The sequence below is a fragment of the Paenibacillus sp. MAEPY2 genome (genome assembly GCF_000499205.1).
Classification (GTDB): Bacteria; Bacillota; Bacilli; order Paenibacillales; family Paenibacillaceae; genus Paenibacillus; species Paenibacillus vandeheii.
Genome location: NZ_AWUK01000068.1, coordinates 1 through 16,800, shown reverse-complemented (window position 1 = coordinate 16,800; position 16,800 = coordinate 1). Strand labels below are relative to the sequence as shown.

The 16,800-nt window shown below is 46.3% G+C and carries 10 protein-coding genes, 1 pseudogene and 1 riboswitch; of the genes and pseudogenes, 7 read left to right on the top strand and 4 right to left on the bottom strand.

Features of this window, described 5'->3' with window-relative positions; all coding sequences use genetic code 11:
* Position 1: 1 nt before the first annotated feature.
* Positions 2-3,382 carry a discoidin domain-containing protein gene (locus P364_RS0133445; RefSeq protein ID WP_024634322.1) on the top strand — a complete coding sequence of 1,127 codons (3,381 nt, stop codon included), beginning with the start codon at positions 2-4 and terminating at the stop codon, positions 3,380-3,382.
* 123 nt (positions 3,383-3,505) lie between these two features.
* On the opposite strand, the gene shc is transcribed toward P364_RS0133445, so the two are convergent.
* Positions 3,506-5,401 carry a squalene--hopene cyclase gene (shc, locus tag P364_RS0133440; protein WP_024634321.1) on the bottom strand — a complete coding sequence of 632 codons (1,896 nt, stop codon included), beginning with the start codon at positions 5,399-5,401 and terminating at the stop codon, positions 3,506-3,508.
* Between the two features lie 356 nt (positions 5,402-5,757).
* On the opposite strand from shc, the gene P364_RS0133430 reads away from it, so the two are divergent.
* Positions 5,758-7,260, top strand: a complete 1,503-nt coding sequence (locus P364_RS0133430; protein WP_024634320.1) for a glycoside hydrolase family 30 protein — start codon at positions 5,758-5,760, stop codon at positions 7,258-7,260.
* A 226-nt stretch (positions 7,261-7,486) separates the two neighbouring features.
* The gene (locus tag P364_RS0133425; RefSeq protein WP_024634319.1) at positions 7,487-11,539 is read left to right on the top strand and encodes an S-layer homology domain-containing protein; all 4,053 of its coding nucleotides are present in this window, start codon (positions 7,487-7,489) and stop codon (positions 11,537-11,539) included.
* A 90-nt stretch (positions 11,540-11,629) separates the two neighbouring features.
* On the opposite strand, the gene P364_RS0133420 is transcribed toward P364_RS0133425, so the two are convergent.
* Both P364_RS0133420 and P364_RS0133415 read right to left on the bottom strand, forming a co-directional pair.
* On the bottom strand, positions 11,630-12,088 hold the full coding sequence (locus tag P364_RS0133420; protein ID WP_024634318.1) for an OsmC family protein: 459 nt from the start codon (positions 12,086-12,088) through the stop codon (positions 11,630-11,632).
* A 177-nt stretch (positions 12,089-12,265) separates the two neighbouring features.
* Entirely contained in the window at positions 12,266-13,183 is a 918-nt protein-coding gene (locus tag P364_RS0133415; RefSeq protein WP_024634317.1) for an AraC family transcriptional regulator, read from the bottom strand.
* A 236-nt stretch (positions 13,184-13,419) separates the two neighbouring features.
* Here P364_RS0133415 and P364_RS0133410 point away from each other — a divergent pair, with 236 nt between their 5' ends.
* The 4 genes from P364_RS0133410 to P364_RS0133390 all read left to right on the top strand — a co-directional run bounded on the left by P364_RS0133410 (position 13,420) and on the right by P364_RS0133390 (position 16,506).
* Positions 13,420-14,406, top strand: coding sequence for an aldo/keto reductase (locus P364_RS0133410; RefSeq protein WP_024634316.1), 987 nt, complete (start codon positions 13,420-13,422; stop codon positions 14,404-14,406).
* Between the two features lie 195 nt (positions 14,407-14,601).
* Positions 14,602-15,579 (top strand): aldo/keto reductase, encoded by a 978-nt coding sequence (locus P364_RS0133400; protein WP_024634314.1) that lies wholly within the window; start codon positions 14,602-14,604, stop codon positions 15,577-15,579.
* A gap of 77 nt (positions 15,580-15,656) precedes the next feature.
* Positions 15,657-15,757: riboswitch (guanidine-I (ykkC/yxkD leader) on the top strand.
* A gap of 96 nt (positions 15,758-15,853) precedes the next feature.
* Positions 15,854-16,195, top strand: coding sequence for a DMT family transporter (locus tag P364_RS0133395; protein WP_024634313.1), 342 nt, complete (start codon positions 15,854-15,856; stop codon positions 16,193-16,195).
* The gene (locus tag P364_RS0133390; RefSeq protein WP_024634312.1) at positions 16,192-16,506 is read left to right on the top strand and encodes a DMT family transporter; all 315 of its coding nucleotides are present in this window, start codon (positions 16,192-16,194) and stop codon (positions 16,504-16,506) included. Before P364_RS0133395 ends, P364_RS0133390 begins: the two co-directional genes overlap by 4 nt.
* Positions 16,507-16,593: 87 nt before the next feature.
* On the opposite strand, the pseudogene P364_RS38395 reads toward P364_RS0133390, so the two are convergent.
* Positions 16,594-16,800: pseudogene (locus P364_RS38395) on the bottom strand (hypothetical protein); the annotation flags it as partial.

The window sequence follows — 16,800 nt, the reverse complement described above, 5'->3', positions numbered from 1 at the left end:
AATGCGCAACAAGTATATTGCATGGTCACTCGTATTGACACTACTAGTCTCGAATTTATTTCTGACTGTCGGATCCCCAGCTTCTGTATCAGCAGCCGGAGGACCAGACTTGGCACAGGGCAAAAATGTTACTGCGAGCGGATACAACCAAACATACAGCCCGACCAATGTGATTGACAACAACCAAGCAACCTATTGGGAAAGTACCAACAGCGCTTTCCCCCAATGGATTCAAGTGGATCTAGGAAGCAACACCAACATTGACCAAATCGTATTGAAGATTCCGACAGCATGGGAAAAGAGAACCCAAACCATAACCGTGCAAGGCAGCACGAACGGTTCAACCTTTACGGACATCAAGGGTTCCGCGGATTATGTATTTGATCCATCCGTTGGGGAGAACTCGGTTACCGTCGATTTTCCTGCTGTCGAGACAAGGTACGTTCGCTTAAGCGTAACGGGTAATTCCGAGTGGCCGGCAGCTCAACTGTCTACATTTGAAATCTACGGCCCGAGCAGTGAGGGACCAACTGTACCTGGCCCCGATCCTGTGGAGCCTCCACTCCCTACAGAGGGAAGCAACATTGCCAGTGGTAAGTCGATTACTGCATCGTCCAGCACCTTAAACTTCGTAGCTGCGAATGCAAACGATAACAATATCAATACGTACTGGGAAGGCGGGAGCAATCCAAGCGCATTGACGCTGGATCTCGGTTCGAATCATAAGATTTCATCCATCGTGCTGAAGCTGAACCCGGATTCCGTCTGGAGCACGCGTACACAGACCATTCAAGTGCTCGGACATAATCAGGACACAACAACGTTCAGCAGTCTGGTATCCTCACAATCGTATACATTCAACCCAGCTTCCGGCAACACAGTGACCATTCCCGTATCAGCAACGGTTAAACGTCTGCAACTGAACATTACGGCGAACTCAGGCGCTCCGGCTGGGCAAATTGCTGAATTTCAAGTGTTTGGCACACCTGCACCCAATCCTGATCTGACGATTACAGGCATGTCCTGGTCTCCGTCTTCTCCAGTGGAGAACAACTCAATAACGCTTAATGCCATCGTCAAAAACATTGGCTCTGCCGCTTCTCCAGCTTCTAGCGTCAACTTCTATTTAAACAATGAACTGGCTGGTTCATCACCGGTAACTGCTCTGCAAGCAGGGGCTTCAACAACGGTCTCGCTTAATGCAGGTAATAAAGGAGCTGCATCATATACGCTCAGCGCCAAGGTGGATGAGAATAACCAGATCATCGAAGAGAATGAAGGAAACAACAATTACACGCACTCCTCAGCTTTGGTGGTTGCGCCAATCACAAGTTCTGATCTTGTAGGCACGGTCTCTTGGAGTCCCAGCAACCCTACAGCAAACAGTGCAGTAACGTTTACGGTTAATCTGAAAAATCAAGGCAACATGGCCTCCGCAGGCGGTGTGCACGGAGTTACGGTTGTTCTCAAGAATGCTGCCGGAGCAACGCTTCAGACGTATAACGGTTCCTATAACGGCACATTGGCACCGGGAGCTTCAGGCAATGTCAATGTTGGAACGTGGACTGCTGCCACCGGTAATTACAATGTGACAACTACCGTAGCAGTGGATACTAATGAAGCACCGGTAAAACAAACGAATAACGTGGTTACAACAAGTTTGAACGTATATTCTGCCCGTGGTGCAAGCATGCCTTATACCCGTTATGATACGGAAGATGCTACGCGTGGCGGCAGTGCCGCACTGAAGTCCGCACCGACTTTTGATCAGGCATTGACGGCTTCGGAAGCATCTGGGCAGAAATATATCGCTCTTCCTTCCAACGGTTCTTATGCACAATGGACAGTTAGACAAGGGGAGGGAGGCGCAGGTGTAACCATGCGATTCACGATGCCGGATTCCGCAGATGGCATGGGTCTTAATGGTGCACTTGACGTCTATGTTAATGGTTCCAAGGCCAAAACGGTTCCCTTGACCTCTTATTACAACTGGCAGTACTTCTCCAGCGATCATCCGGGAGATACGCCAAGTGCGGGACGTCCGTTGTTCCGTTTTGATGAAGTGCACTGGAAAATGGATACGCCTCTAAAAGCTGGAGACACCATTCGTATTCAGAAAAACAATGGAGATAGCTTGGAGTACGGTGTGGATTTTCTCGAAATCGAACCCGTTCAGGCTGTGATTCCGCGCCCGGCTAACTCCGTCTCTGTAAGTGATTTTGGTGCGATTGCTAACGATGGAAAAGACGATCTTGCTGCATTCGAAGCGGCAGTCCAATCCGCGGTTTCCACAGGCAAGACGTTGTACATCCCGGAGGGCACCTTCCATCTCAGCAATATGTGGAAGATTGGCACACCGACGAATATGATTAATAACCTCACCATTGTGGGTGCAGGGATCTGGCATACCAACATCCAGTTTACCAACCCCAATGCTGCCTCTGGCGGGATTTCGTTCCGTGTGCAGGGCAAGCTGGATTTCAGCAATATTTATATGAATTCCATGCTGCGTTCACGCTATAACGAAAATGCAGTCTACAAAGGTTTTATGGACAATTTCGGCAAAGATTCAAAGTTCAGCAATGTATGGGTCGAACACTTTGAATGCGGGTTCTGGGTAGGGGATTACGCCCATACACCTGCAATCATTGCCGATGGCCTGGTGATCGAGAACAGCCGTATTCGGAATAACCTTGCGGACGGCGTCAACTTTGCCCAAGGCACGAGCAATTCAACTGTTCGCAACAGCAGTGTTCGCAACAATGGTGATGATGGTCTGGCCGTATGGACCAGCAACGTGAACGGTGCGCCTGCAGGCGTGAATAACACCTTCTCGTTCAACACGATTGAGAATAACTGGCGCGCAGCAGGCATTGCATTTTTCGGTGGAAGCGGACATAAGGCAACCAACAACCTGATTGTTGACACGGTTGGCGGTTCGGCGATTCGGATGAACACGGTTTTCCCTGGATACCATTTCCAAAACAACACAGGTATTGTGTTCTCTGATACAACGATCATTAACAGCGGCACAAGCAAAGATCTGTACAATGGGGAACGTGGAGCCATTGATCTTGAAGCTTCCAATGATTCCATCAAGAACGTTACGTTTACCAATATTGATATTCTCAATACGCAGCGCAGTGCCGTTCAATTCGGATACGGCGGCGGTTTCCAGAACATTGTGTTTAACAACATCAATATTAATGGTACTGGTCTGGACGGAATTGAGACATCCAGGTTCACAACTCCGCACAAAGGTGCAGCAATTTACACCTATACAGGAAATGGCTCTGCCACATTCAATAATCTGACAACCAGCAACATTGCCAATCCTAATGTAAATCAGATTCAAAGTGGGTTTAATTTAATTATTCAATAAATTTTTTCAACACAAACAGGGAGCTCTAAGAGTTCCCTGTTTGTTTAGGTTAAGTGGAGGAGGAGAGGGTGAACATGGACCTGGTTCTGAAATACGGCAAGACAGTATCTGCCGAAGGAAGATTTAAGATATCCAATATTTTTTTCTATAATGACTTAGCGTAAGTAGAGGCCAAATATATGTATAGCTGTGATAGTGGGAATAGAAGTTGCCGGGGAGACCGGCGCCAGTTGGATAAGAGGTTCTCCAATCGTTTTCGCGTATGGATGCAATAAGCCTTAAGATGCCTTGATTCACCTCGGGTGTGGGTTTGGGTTGAACAGCGATAAGGGCGTCAAGCGCCCAAGCAGTTTGGGAGGGAGTGCTTTCCCCTAAGGGTACATAGCGTAGAAGTCGGTCACTATGGCAGGATTCTCCCCATCCACCGTCGGAATTCTGCATGCTTAAGAGCCATTGGGTTCCTTTTTGCACTGTATCATGGCTTGCAGGTAGCCCAACAGCCGTTAGACCGGTTATTGCAGCCCAGGTACCGTAGATATAACATACACCCCATCTTCCGTACCATGAGCCATCCTTCTCCTGGTTTCGAATGAGCCATTTCGTTCCACGGTTGATCCATTCATGCCTGGTATCAAGCCCGGCAAAGTTTCCGAGATACTCCAGAGTACGTCCTGTTAGATCAGCCTCCGATGGGTCTGTAGCCGCCGATTTGGCACCGTCGATGGCGAGCCATGTGAGCACTTCCTTGTTTGTATTTTTTTCGAATGCCGGCCAGCCGCCGTCTTTATTTTGCATGGACAGAACCCAATTCAGCCCGCGATTCCAGGATTCCTGAAAATTTGGAAGCGTGGTGGACAAGCTTCGGATTGCCCGTAAAGCTGCTGTTGTATCATCCACATCTGGATTGAGCGTATTCGACTCCGAAAATCCCCATCCTCCAGGGACTGTATTCGGATTATGAATGCTCCAGTCGGCTGTTTTATCTTGCTGACGGGAGAGCAAATAGGAGGCCGCACGTTGAATAGCCTTATGGTCATCGGTAATGGAAGCCTCCTGTAATGCGTAAGTAATCAGAGCCGTATCCCATACAGTGGATGGGGAGTTTTGAATCGTCGTTTTACCTTCAGAAGAACGGCACTGCATGGCAGTGAGTCCAGTTACGGCTTTTGTAATCAGGGGATGCTGCTTATCGTATTTTAGGGCCAAAAAGGCAAAAACAATCAGAATGGTACTGCTGGCATAACTGTATAAAGTGCCATCAGCCTCAATCCGCTCTATCATAAACTGTTCTGCCTTGGTTCTTGCAGTGTCGTGAATGTGACGAGGATTGCCTAAGAGTCTGCTTCTCCCGGTTTGAATATCGTCCTGCATTTCCTGATATTCTCGGGAAGTTGACTCATCTGTAACAATTCGCAAGTCGGTCAGATCAGACAGATCGGGAGCATCTGGTATGGTGAGGGAGAAGCGCAGGTCTGCCATAATGAGCATTGGGGTGAGGTGGACTCTAGAATAACCGGAAAATTCGAAATAGTTGATGGGGAAATAGGTAGGGAACATTAATATCTCCAGTGGGATCATCGAGATGGATAAAGGCCATTTCATTTGTCCGGTAGCGGCGAGTATTGCTTTGGTCAAAATGCTCGTCACTTTCCCGATACCTCCTTTGGACTGAATATAACGTTTGGCCCTTTGGATTGGCTCGTCCGTACTCCGGCTGTATCCGGAGTATAGCAGGGCGTAGTAGGCTTCAACCGATGCAGATAAATTTCCTTCCTCTTCATCGGGGTATAGTCTCCAGCATCCATTCGGTTGCTGTTCGTTAAGGATACGATCATGTAACTGCCGGATCAGCGCTTCATTCTGAACATCCAATATCCGAAAGAGAATGATGACATAAGCATCAATTACCGTACCGTTCTCAAAACAAAAATGCCAGGAACCGTCTTGTTGCTGCTGTTGAAGCAAGGAAGTCGTCATCCGCCTAATTTCCTCATCAACTTCGCTCAGTACATGGCCCATTCAAGGATACCTCCAAAGTACGTCATTTTTATATTATATGATGACAAACAGGGGGAAATGAGGAGGGGACGAAAATGAGCGTAAAACCAGTCGACTCATGTTTTTTACAATTTAAAATAAAAAAATGAATTTTATTGTTGAAATTTCTTCCAATAAAGTGTATAAATATCTTTGTTAACGCTTACAAGAAATTGATCTATTTCTTTCTCCGATACTCTTCAAAAAGGAGGTGTGAGTACTACGAACATGCAACAATTGAAAAATGGACGACTTGCTTTTGAAAATGAAATCGATTTCATTTTGGAGAATTCAATATTTGGGAGCTCAAAATTAAATCATTCAAAGGAGATATGTGTATGAAGATATGGAAAAAGAGCGTGTTAGTGTTACTGTCCACTTTTCTGGTAGCTACGGGTTCGTATGTGCCTAAGACTGCGCATGCAGCGGGTGAACAGGTGGAGGTATGGATTTCAACTTCAGACCCCAATTCCGAACCGGCTGTAGGGCTAAGAACGGATGCCAGGCTCACCAAGATTGCATCCAAAAACTTCAGCAGCAGCTCAGGTAATGCGGATGTTACCATAACCGTAAACGAAAACAAAACGTATCAGCAAATGGATGGATTTGGCGTATCATTAACGGATGCTTCCGCATGGCTCATGAACTACAAGCTGGATAACAGCAAGCGCGCGGAAGTGATGGAGAAGTTGTTTGGCAACACAGGAATCGGGCTCAGTTTATTGAGACAGCCGATCGGCAGCTCCGATTTTGCCTGGGCAGCCTACACCTATGCGGATACGCCCAATGATACTTCACTCAACCAATTCACAATTGACCGGGACAAGGCTTACATCCTGCCCATGGTCAAAGCGGCAATTGCTAAGAATCCCAGTATTAAAGTGATGGGTTCCCCATGGAGTGCGCCTGCCTGGATGAAATATTCCAACAATCTGAACGGTGGCAAACTGAAAGCGGAGCACTACGGCACATATGCGAATTATTTTAAAAAATACATCGAAGCCTACCAGGCTGAAGGCGTACCCATCTATGCTGTAACGTTGCAAAACGAGCCAATGTACGAGCCATCCCACTATCCTTCCATGGGTATGGATGTACAGGATCAGACTGGCTTTATCGGTGATTACCTTGGACCAACACTCCGCAATGCCGGAATCAACACCAAGATTATTGCATTCGACCATAACTTTCTGGATTGGAACTTCCCGAACCAGGTCATTACAAATCTGAAGAACGCAGGCAAGGGCAGCTACGTATCAGGCAGCGCATTCCACCACTATGATAGCGGTGACGGTTCGACAATGACCTCCATTCATAACAATCATCCAGACAAGGACGTTTGGTTCACAGAGGGTGGTTTTGGTAACTGGAATGATCCGCAGAATGGAACCTCATCAGGCTTCGATAATATGATGAATGAGTTCATTAATATTACAAGAAACTGGTCCAAATCGATTATTCTCTGGAATGCTGCCCTGGATCAAAAAGATGGTCCAGCTTTGCTTTCACCGAACAATACGAATAAAGGCATGATTACGATCCGCAACTCGGACAACCGTAATGATGCTCCCGAAAATAATGTCACATATCACAAACAATATTATTTGCTGGGTCACTTTAGTAAATTTGTAGTACCAAATGCATACCGCATTGACAGCAACACAGGATCTGAAGTTAAAAATGTAGCTTTCCGCAATCCGGACGGTTCCAAAGTGGTTGTCGCCTACAACTCTTCCAGTTCTTCGAAAAATGTGAAGATCCAATGGGGCAGCCAAAGCTTCGTTGTCACTATTCCAGGCAAGTCTGCTATGACGTATAAATGGTATGGAAATGTTTCTTAAGGGATAGCAGGAATTCAGATTCCCACATCCAGCAGCTAGGGGCCGCGAGCAGTCGCGGCTCTTTTCATTTGCTTTTATTAATGTCATCCATCCTATACATTCGTTGTGAATTTTACATATTCAAGGGTTTTACAATTTTGATATTATGATTTTTTAGTTTAACTGTCCTCTTACATTGGGTTGATATACTTGCCTGAGCTTTTATATGGGAGAGGGGTTAGACAACTTGAAAGACATCAATCAACGCTGGGTAGCGATGATCCTTGTGGCAGTAATGGTTATCCAATCATTCTGGACATTTGCAGGAGTTGGATACGCAGCATCAGAAAACCTTAACACCAGTAATTTGGCGAAAAACGTGGTCATCAGCCAATTTTATGGAGGCAAGAAAGACGACGTGCTCGACGTGTACGGCAACGACTTTGTAGAACTATATAATCCGACAGCAGAGCCAGTGTCGCTGAACGGCTGGTCCATACAATTTGCTGATAACCAAAATAATAATTGGAAAGTAGCTCAGCTGGGTACAACTACTGACCAGATTCCGGCATATGGCTATTATCTGATTGCGCTTGGCAGCAACGGCAATGTCGGAGAGCAGCTTCCGCAGCCGGATGCCACCGAACCTTCCTTTAAGCTAGACAACAAAAGTGGAAAGCTGGTCTTGTTGAATACAACACAACCCTTAACAGCTAACAATCCAACAGCTGATTCTTTATTGGAGCATGTAGTTGATTTTGTTGGATATAGTGCTGATGCTTACTGGGGAAGCCCGGCACCGGAAGCGGGCAAACAAAACACGATGCAACGATTGGTGTTCAATCCGCTGAATCCGGAGAAGAGTACTACAGAAGCTGCGTTCCCGAATCGCGGAAACAACTGGGACACACGGAATAACGGAAATGACTTTGAGAAGGTCAAAGGTGCAAAGGCTCGCAATTCAAGCACAACTTCCGCCTATGTCATTCTAGAAACTAATCAAACGATAGAGATGCAATCAGCTTCGAGCGTAGATCCTGTACATAACAAGGTTACGTTAAATGCATTTGGAGGCTTGGTTAAGCAGGGGCCCTGGACATCCGATGATTTCAGTGTGCTTGGCCTCCCGGCAGGATTCTCTGCTGAAGCCAGTGCGAGTGGAGATCAGATCGAAGTCACCATCACTGGAGACGGTAACGGGAATGTGGTTTCAGATAGCCTTCTGACATTTGAGATTCATCCTGGGGCGTGGGATCAAGTCCACAAACCAGCCTCATCCTTAACGGTGTACCAAGGAAGCAATACCGTAACAATGGCTCAATTCACGCCTTCCAATAAGATTGTAGCAGCACTGGACGCCTCATCGTCCAACATTCGTATGGAAAGTGCAAAGGGCCTGAACACCACGATCCAACTCAATCTTAGCGCCGGCGTTCCCGTGGATGGGGTTCTGGACCCGGAAGCTTACAGTTTGACAGGGCTCCCCGAAGGTGACTGGAGCATCCAGGCTGAGGGCCGAAGTAGTGACAATACCATCACTATTACCATTTCGGGTACATCCGCTTCCGCTGTCATAGACACGGCTGTGGTTCGTGTGACGTTAATGGCTGACGCTGTGCAAGATAGGGACTGGCTGGCTTCGGAAGCGATTAACGTATCTCTGCTTCGGTACAGTCAACCGGTTCTTGCGAATGAGACTCGAAAAATGAAAGTTGAAGAAAGTATCATAGCGGACAATACAGGCTTTAATGACCCTGCCACCAAAGAATATAAATATGGAAGTGATGCCATGGGAGCGAACGAATACACCTTCCTGCGCGGTACACATTCCTTATTCAAGGATGATCTTGCTGCGGGTCTTATTCCTTCTCCAGATTCAGTAATTTCAGGCTGGAATCAGAAGGACATCCTTACTTACACGCAAGGCGACGCCCATATTCAGAATGTGGGGACCTTTAACGACAGTACCAATCAAATGGTGTTCAGTCTGAACGATGTGGATTCTTCCGGAATCGGCAGCTTTTATGACGATCTGATTCGTTTTGTTACAAGTATTTATGTAGTCAAATACGAAAAAGACAGCGCCGCGATTGCCAATCTGCAGGATGCCGATTTCCGGGAAGTATCTCGCGTTTTCCTGAAGACCTATAAGGATACTTTGGTTGATATTAATAGCAAAATCAGCCCGAAAGACACCAAGCTGACCAAAAGCAATGTAACGCCATATACGAAAGAGGTTATGGACAAAGTCTCCAAAGTGTCTTACGAGGAAGCATTGCAAAAATTGCTGGGCAAGCGGACGCTTGATGGAAAATTAAACATCGCTGGCAATTCGGACAAGTTTGAGGCCGCGACGGAGGCGGAGAAAGCTTCCCTGCAAGCCGCTTGGGAAGCATACAAAGTGCAAGTCAGAAGCAATTTCCCGAATCTGACTGACGATGAATTCAATGCCTATTTTAAGATAAAGGATATTGTGCGCCGTATTCATCAGGGTATTGGAAGCATTGGGGTTGAACGCTACAATGTGCTAATCGAAGGAGCAAGTGAGGTCAACACGGACGATATTCTGCTCGACGTGAAAGAGCAGACACGGGACGCCAATCTTTCGAAAGATGCATATCTTAAAACGGCAGTCGATCCCGATTCTTATCTGGGTGTGCTCGAAGCAATGAATCGCTCGTACCTGAATAGGGAAGTCTCACCTTTTAAAGGTGATTACACGGATAAGCCGTTCAAGAACAAAGAAGAGCTGGAGCAGTATTTGGTCGATGCGGCCAAAGCCTACGCGTATGCAAGCTCGCGCCTGGACAAGGTATCCGATGAGTTGAACTACAAGTTTGAGGAACGTTTTGTAACGAATATCGTACCGATCTGGGATGATTTGCAGAATTTTATTGTTAATGCGGCTGAGGATTACTCGCATCAGGTCGCAGCGGATTTTGCACTAGTGAAGGAGGATATGCGAACCGGGAAGCTGATTGACGTTTCTACATTGGAAGAATTATCCGTTGATCAAGGTTCCTTGAGCCCAGCATTTGATCCTGCAATTACGGCGTACAGTATGAATGTTGAACAAGCCGTAGACTCCATCCGTATTACGGCGAAGGCTACCGATAGCCAGGCGACTTTGACTGCTAAAGGTGAACCTTATGTGAACGGAATAAGCCAATCGTTTGGGCTGTCTATTGGGAAAAATGTAATTCCAATTACGGTAAAAGCACGTAATGGATCAAGCAAGACCTACAGTGTAACTGTCGTCAGAGCCGGAGAATCCACCACGGTTCCATCGACACCTTCAACGCCTTCAACGCCAACTGGAGGAACAAATGATAATCAAGCAGGTACTTCTGGCAATAGTGGAACTGTTACTGTGAATGGTGGATCGTTGAGCCTGAGCGGGGTTAAAATCAATGTGCCAGCCGGAGCGATGGATAGCAGCGTCGTAATTTCCGTTAATAAAGTAAACCAAACCTCGAATCTGTTCTTGGATTCCACATTGAAACTGCTTGGGGATGTTTATGAGATTACGGCGAGCAAGAGCGGGGACTTCACCAAGCCGGTGACCGTTACCTTGCCATTCGACAAGAACAAGGTGAACTTTGAGAAATCGGTTGTGGGATTGTATTGGTTCAACGAGCAAACTCAAAAGTGGATTGCACTTGAACATCTGCAAGTGGATCAAACGAATGGAACGGTATCTGGAACCATTAATCATTTTACCAAGTTTGCTGTTCTGGTATCCGATAAGACGGTAACGCCAACTCCGGAAGGAACCAAAAACTTCACGGATCTCGAAGGACATTGGGCTTCCGGCAGTATTATGGATCTGGTTGAACTCGGTGTGATCCAAGGTTATCCGGACAACAGCTTCAGACCGGATAAAAAAATGACCAGAGCCGAATTTGTTACTCTTGTCATTAAGGCTTTAAATTTACAAGGCTCTTCTGTTAAAGAATTTGCGGATACCTCCACCCATTGGGCCCAAGACGCGATTTCCACTGCGGCAGGTCTGGGTATTGTTAATGGATATAGTGATAATACCTTTGGTCCAGATGAATTGGTGACCCGCGAGCAAATTGCGACGATGGTCGTTCGTGCAGCGCAAATTGCGGATACTGAGAGCAATATCCGCTTCTCTGATGTCGCTGAAATATCCGGTTGGGCACGTTCAGCACTTGCCGCAGCCATTGCCAATGGTCTCGTTAACGGTTATCCAGACGGAACATTGAAACCGCAAGGAAATACGACTCGTGCCGAAGCCGCTACACTTATCCTAAGAGCTATTCAATTGACAAAATAAATTCAAGATTTCAGAAAGGCTGCCCTCCAGCAAGTTTAACTTGTTGGGGAGCAGCCTTTTTGTATCTTGGAGTCTGGTTAATTCGTTTTGTTATAACGATATACCATTGTCTATAATTACGCGATTGAGCTTGGTATTCACCGAATTGGAGATCGTATCACCTACAGGACATTTGCTTTCCAGAAATTGTACAAACGGTTCAACCTTTTCGTCAGATGAACTGGTTTTAATATAGAACGTGTATCGAATATCGGAATAACCGGGGCGTACATCAGATCGGTTGAAAAAACCGTCAAGGTCCAGATCACCTTCAACCTCCACTCTGAAATCATCAAGTACGACATCGAATTTGGAGGCATAAACCCGGGCCACAATGGATTGACATGCGCCAAGGGAGGCAAGTAAAGCTTCTACAGGATTCATTCCCGTGTCAGTACCACCGAGGCTTGTTGGCTCATCGATGATCAGTTCAAATTGTCTCACTTTGGTGATTACTTTTACCCCGTCTTGTAGATGTGCGGTAGCTTTGAAAGTCTGAACATTAGCCATCCGATACCTCTCCTTTATAAAGCATGGTATGTAACTTGGTTTAGTATGGATTATAGTTCCATGTCTCACAAGCTGTCAATACAAGGGGGATAGAATTCGGTATTCTCTGTCAATTGAAAAATGGATAGCCTTGTGGCTATCCATTTCTCTGGCATCTCAACTTTTCAGCCAATGTGCTTATTCACTCATGGCATGATCGTATTTTCCCTTCAAACGTTTGATGTCTGCTCGCGGCGGTGCTCCGAACATGCGGGAGTATTCCCGACTGAATTGCGACGCACTCTCATAACCAACCCGAAATGCTACATCAGCAGCATCAGCCGATTCAGCCATAAGCAGCCGACGGGCCTCCTGGAGCCTAAGTTGCTTCTGAAACTGAAGAGGACTCATGGCGGTGATCTCTTTAAAATTCCGGTGAAACGAGGACACGCTCATGTTGGCTGTCTCCGCAAGATCTTCAACCCGAAACGCTTGCTCCCAATGCTGAACAATATGCTCAATGGCCTCCCGAATCCGGTAGCTGCTGCTGCCTTCCACCGCAATCTGGGCAAGTTCGGCTCCATAGGGTCCCTGCAGAAGCCGGTACAGAATTTCTCGCGTATAGAGTGGGGCAAGGAACGGGATTTCTCCCGGTGTATCCAACAGCCGAACCAACCGCAGTACAGCATCTTGAATGGAGGGTTCCATCTGTCCAACAAACAGGGCGCGTCTGGCGTTTTCTTTGGACGTGACCTTAATATCACAATCGTTCAACACTTCAAGAATCTGATGCTGTGTAAACTCAAGCTTGAGACTCAGGTAAGGCATAGCAGAGGAAGCTTTTATAATCTGACCAATCACCGGCAGGTTCATGGAAGCAATCAGATAATTGGAGGGTCCGTATTCGAATCTTTCCTGTGCAAGCAAGATTTCTTTCAAGCCTTGAACGATTACACAAAATGAAGGCTTATAAACCCGGTAAGCAGGTTCGCTAATGCTGGAATGCTGATAGACATACAGGGAAGGGATTGCCGTTTCCTTGGAGCTATTATGAATGGAATGACGCTTGATCAGTTCGGTGAGCTCCTGTTGCTGCTGACCTCCGTTATCGGACATACAAATCCTCCTTGAGAGTTGTTCTTGCTTCATTATAAGACTTAACGACCTTAGACAAAAGTGGGTGTGATAGGATCAGGCAATCAATTAAGACAAATGATATACCGTTTCGTTCTGTTAGTTCGGCATAATAATATTAGGCTTGCAGGCTGAATAATCCAGTTTGATCTTAATCGGGAAAAACAATTCAAGTAATTTGGTTTTATGAAATCAAACGAAGAAAGGAAGTTTGTATGATGCAAAAACGAACATTGGGAAATAGCGGCTTGGAAGTTTCGGCAATTGGGCTTGGTTGTATGGGAATGAGCTACGGGTATGGTCCAGCTTCGGACAAAACGGAGATGATCGCGGTCATACGGGAAGCTGTTGAACGCGGTGTAACTTTCTTTGATACCGCCGAAGTCTATGGTCCATATATCAATGAAGAACTCGTCGGCGAAGCACTTTCTCCTGTACGTGATCAGGTTGTCCTAGCGACGAAGTTCGGATTTGACATTCAGGGTGGCAAACAGAGCGGGATGAATAGCCGTCCTGAGCAGATCAGGAAAGTTGCCGAAGAGTCTCTTAAGCGACTAAAGATCGAAGCGATTGATTTGTTTTATCAGCACCGTGTTGATCCGGATGTGCCGATTGAAGAAGTTGCCGGGGCCGTGCAGGATCTGATTCGAGAAGGCAAAGTGAAGCATTGGGGGCTGTCGGAAGCCGGCGTAAACACGATTCGACGGGCGCATGCCGTTCAGCCGGTAGCCGCTGTCCAGAGTGAATATTCCTTATGGTGGAGACGTCCAGAAGAAGAACTGATTCCAGCGCTTGAGGAGCTCGGTATTGGTTTTGTTCCTTTTAGCCCTTTGGGTAAAGGATATCTCACGGGAAGTTTTAACGCGAAAACAACGTTTGATCAGGGTGACTTGCGTAATATTCTGCCACGCTTCACACCAGAGGCGTTGGAGGCCAATCAGGTGCTGGTCGATCTGTTGAAAGAGAAGGCGGAGAAGATTCAAGCTTCCCCTGCACAAATCGCACTTGCTTGGCTACTGGCCCAGAAACCGTGGATTGTACCGATCCCGGGAACGCGCAAGTTGAGTCGTCTCAAAGAAAATATGGGTGCGGCGGACATTGAGCTTACACCCGAAGATGTACAGAGCATTAATGATGCAGCTTCAAAAATCACCCTGATGGGTTCGAGATATACAGAGGAGCTGGAGAGAAGAACAGGTCTCTGATGCATTATAGTATGCCAGAAAGCTGGGTGGAAAGATTGAGTAAACGGTTATCGAACCAAGTGAAGCAAATCGTAATCGAGAGATTGGAGTCCCAGATCAAATGGGAAGAAAATCCGATTTTCAAAGAAATGTACCTCAGTTATTGGATAAAATTAACGTTAGATTCATCCAAATCCAATTAAAGGAGTGTTGATTATGGAATATGTAAAACTGGGTCGTACTGGACTGGACGTTTCAAGATTATGTCTTGGTTGCATGAGCTATGGAGTCCCTGAACGCGGAATCGCTCCATGGTCGTTGAACGAGGAAGAAAGTCGTCCTTTTATCCAAAAAGCGCTGGACTTGGGTATTAACTTCTTTGATACAGCCAACGTCTATTCGGATGGTACAAGCGAAGAAATCGTGGGTCGTGCATTGAGGGATTTTGCTCGTCGTGATGAGGTTGTTATTGCAACAAAGGTATACTTCCGCATGAAGCCGGGGCCGAACGGCGCAGGTTTATCAAGAAAAGCTATTATGAATGAGATTGATAATAGTTTAAAGCGACTAGGGACCGATTATGTGGATCTTTATCAGATCCATCGTTGGGACAGTAGTACTCCAATTGAAGAAACCATGGAGGCACTTCATCATGTGGTTAAGGCGGGTAAAGTCCGATACATTGGAGCTTCTTCGATGTACGCCTGGCAGTTTATGAAGGCTCAGTATACTGCCGAACGCAATGGCTGGACCCCATTTGTCTCCATGCAAAATTTACTTAATTTGTTGTATAGAGAAGAGGAAAGAGAGATGTTACCTCTTTGCGCAGAAGAAGGTATCGGCGTCATTCCCTGGAGTCCACTTGCCAAAGGAAGACTTACACGGGATTGGAATGAACAAACAGCCCGTTCATCGTTTGACGAAGCAGGAGACCGACTTGCTGCGGGAATGGTTGATGCCGATCGTAAAATAGTGGAGACTGTCGCTGATATTGCAAACAAACGGGGTGTTTCCAGAGCAACCGTTGCGCTGGCATGGGTATTGCAAAAAGAAGGTGTCACCGCACCAATTGTGGGTGCAACGAAGGAACATCATTTGGAGGACGCTGTAGCAGCGTTGTCCGTGAAGCTGGATGCGAAGGAAATTGCAAGCCTGGAGGAATACTACGTCCCACACAAAATATTCGGCATGTAAGTTCCCTCTAGCCCTAGTAACGATAAAGGGTTGCCAATCGAAAAGAAATGTGTATAATTGGAGTCACATCAGAATATTTAAATGTTTTCTAGGGTTCCGCGGCAATTGTGTCGGTCTGGTCCGAGAGAAAACTCACAGCCTGTTGGTTGTGTCACGGAGGGACAAAAGCCTGGGAGATGAACTGCTTCATGCAGTTTATTTCCCGGGCTTTTTTATTTTGGCTTCATGTAACTAATAATACACGTAGCAATATTTGAAAAGGAGTGTGACAGAGATGAACAAAACCTGGTTGTCCGTCGTTATTGCAGCTTTATTTGAAGTCGGTTGGGTCATTGGATTGAAACATGCCAGTGGTTTTCTGGAATGGGGGGCTACACTGATCGCCATTATTGTCAGCTTCACCTTGATGATTGCGGCTTCCCGCTCACTTGATGTAGGAACGGTGTATGCGGTGTTTGTTGGCCTGGGTACGGCAGGGACTGTGCTGGCAGAGATTGTTTTGTTTGGTGCAGCGGTTCAAACCGGGAAAATGGTGCTCATCGGGGTTCTTTTACTGGGTGTAATCGGTCTTAAAATGCTTAGCAAAGGAAAAACAAAGGAGGTCCATGAATCATGAACTGGGTATTTCTAGTTTTAGCAGGTGTCTTTGAAATGATTGGGGTTCTGATGATTAATAAACTGCACAAAGATCGTAACCTGATCTCTATCGTGCTCTTGGTTGCAGGATTTGGATTAAGCTTCCTGTTCCTGTCCCTGGCGATGAAGACACTTCCAATGGGGACGGCATACGCCGTATGGACCGGAATCGGCGCTTCCGGGGGAGCCATTCTTGGCATGATATTTTATGGAGAACCCCGAAATGCGTTAAGGATTCTGTTTATTGCCATGGTACTCGGATCAGCAGTAGGGTTGAAATTGGTGAGTTAATGGATTGAATGAACGAAAAAAAGAAAAGCGTTGAGTTCAGATTTCACTCATGAACTTAACGCTTTTCTGAGATTTAAAAGTTTTAGTTTAAGGTTGTACGATTTTATCAAGATAGTAATTCTGTATCCATCCCCATGCCTGATATTTATAACTGTAGACATATAGATAAGTCATCCCATCTACAAGAACGCTTTCAGTCCCACCGTAGACCATATCGCCATAAACATGTGAGCCAATATTCACACCAGTAGGTGACGGAGTTTTCCGGAAATTAGAATAATCATTTACTTTATA

What these genes read in the sequence shown, in the direction of transcription:
- P364_RS0133390 (WP_024634312.1), top strand. Translation starts at nt 16,192, where the DNA reads ATGAACTGGGTATTTCTAGTTTTAGCAGGTGTCTTTGAAATGATTGGG.
- P364_RS0133415 (WP_024634317.1), bottom strand. Translation starts at nt 13,183, where the DNA reads ATGTCCGATAACGGAGGTCAGCAGCAACAGGAGCTCACCGAACTGATC.
- P364_RS0133445 (WP_024634322.1), top strand. Translation starts at nt 2, where the DNA reads ATGCGCAACAAGTATATTGCATGGTCACTCGTATTGACACTACTAGTC.
- P364_RS0133395 (WP_024634313.1), top strand. Translation starts at nt 15,854, where the DNA reads ATGAACAAAACCTGGTTGTCCGTCGTTATTGCAGCTTTATTTGAAGTC.
- P364_RS0133400 (WP_024634314.1), top strand. Translation starts at nt 14,602, where the DNA reads ATGGAATATGTAAAACTGGGTCGTACTGGACTGGACGTTTCAAGATTA.
- P364_RS0133430 (WP_024634320.1), top strand. Translation starts at nt 5,758, where the DNA reads ATGAAGATATGGAAAAAGAGCGTGTTAGTGTTACTGTCCACTTTTCTG.
- shc (WP_024634321.1), bottom strand. Translation starts at nt 5,401, where the DNA reads ATGGGCCATGTACTGAGCGAAGTTGATGAGGAAATTAGGCGGATGACG.
- P364_RS0133420 (WP_024634318.1), bottom strand. Translation starts at nt 12,088, where the DNA reads ATGGCTAATGTTCAGACTTTCAAAGCTACCGCACATCTACAAGACGGG.
- P364_RS0133410 (WP_024634316.1), top strand. Translation starts at nt 13,420, where the DNA reads ATGCAAAAACGAACATTGGGAAATAGCGGCTTGGAAGTTTCGGCAATT.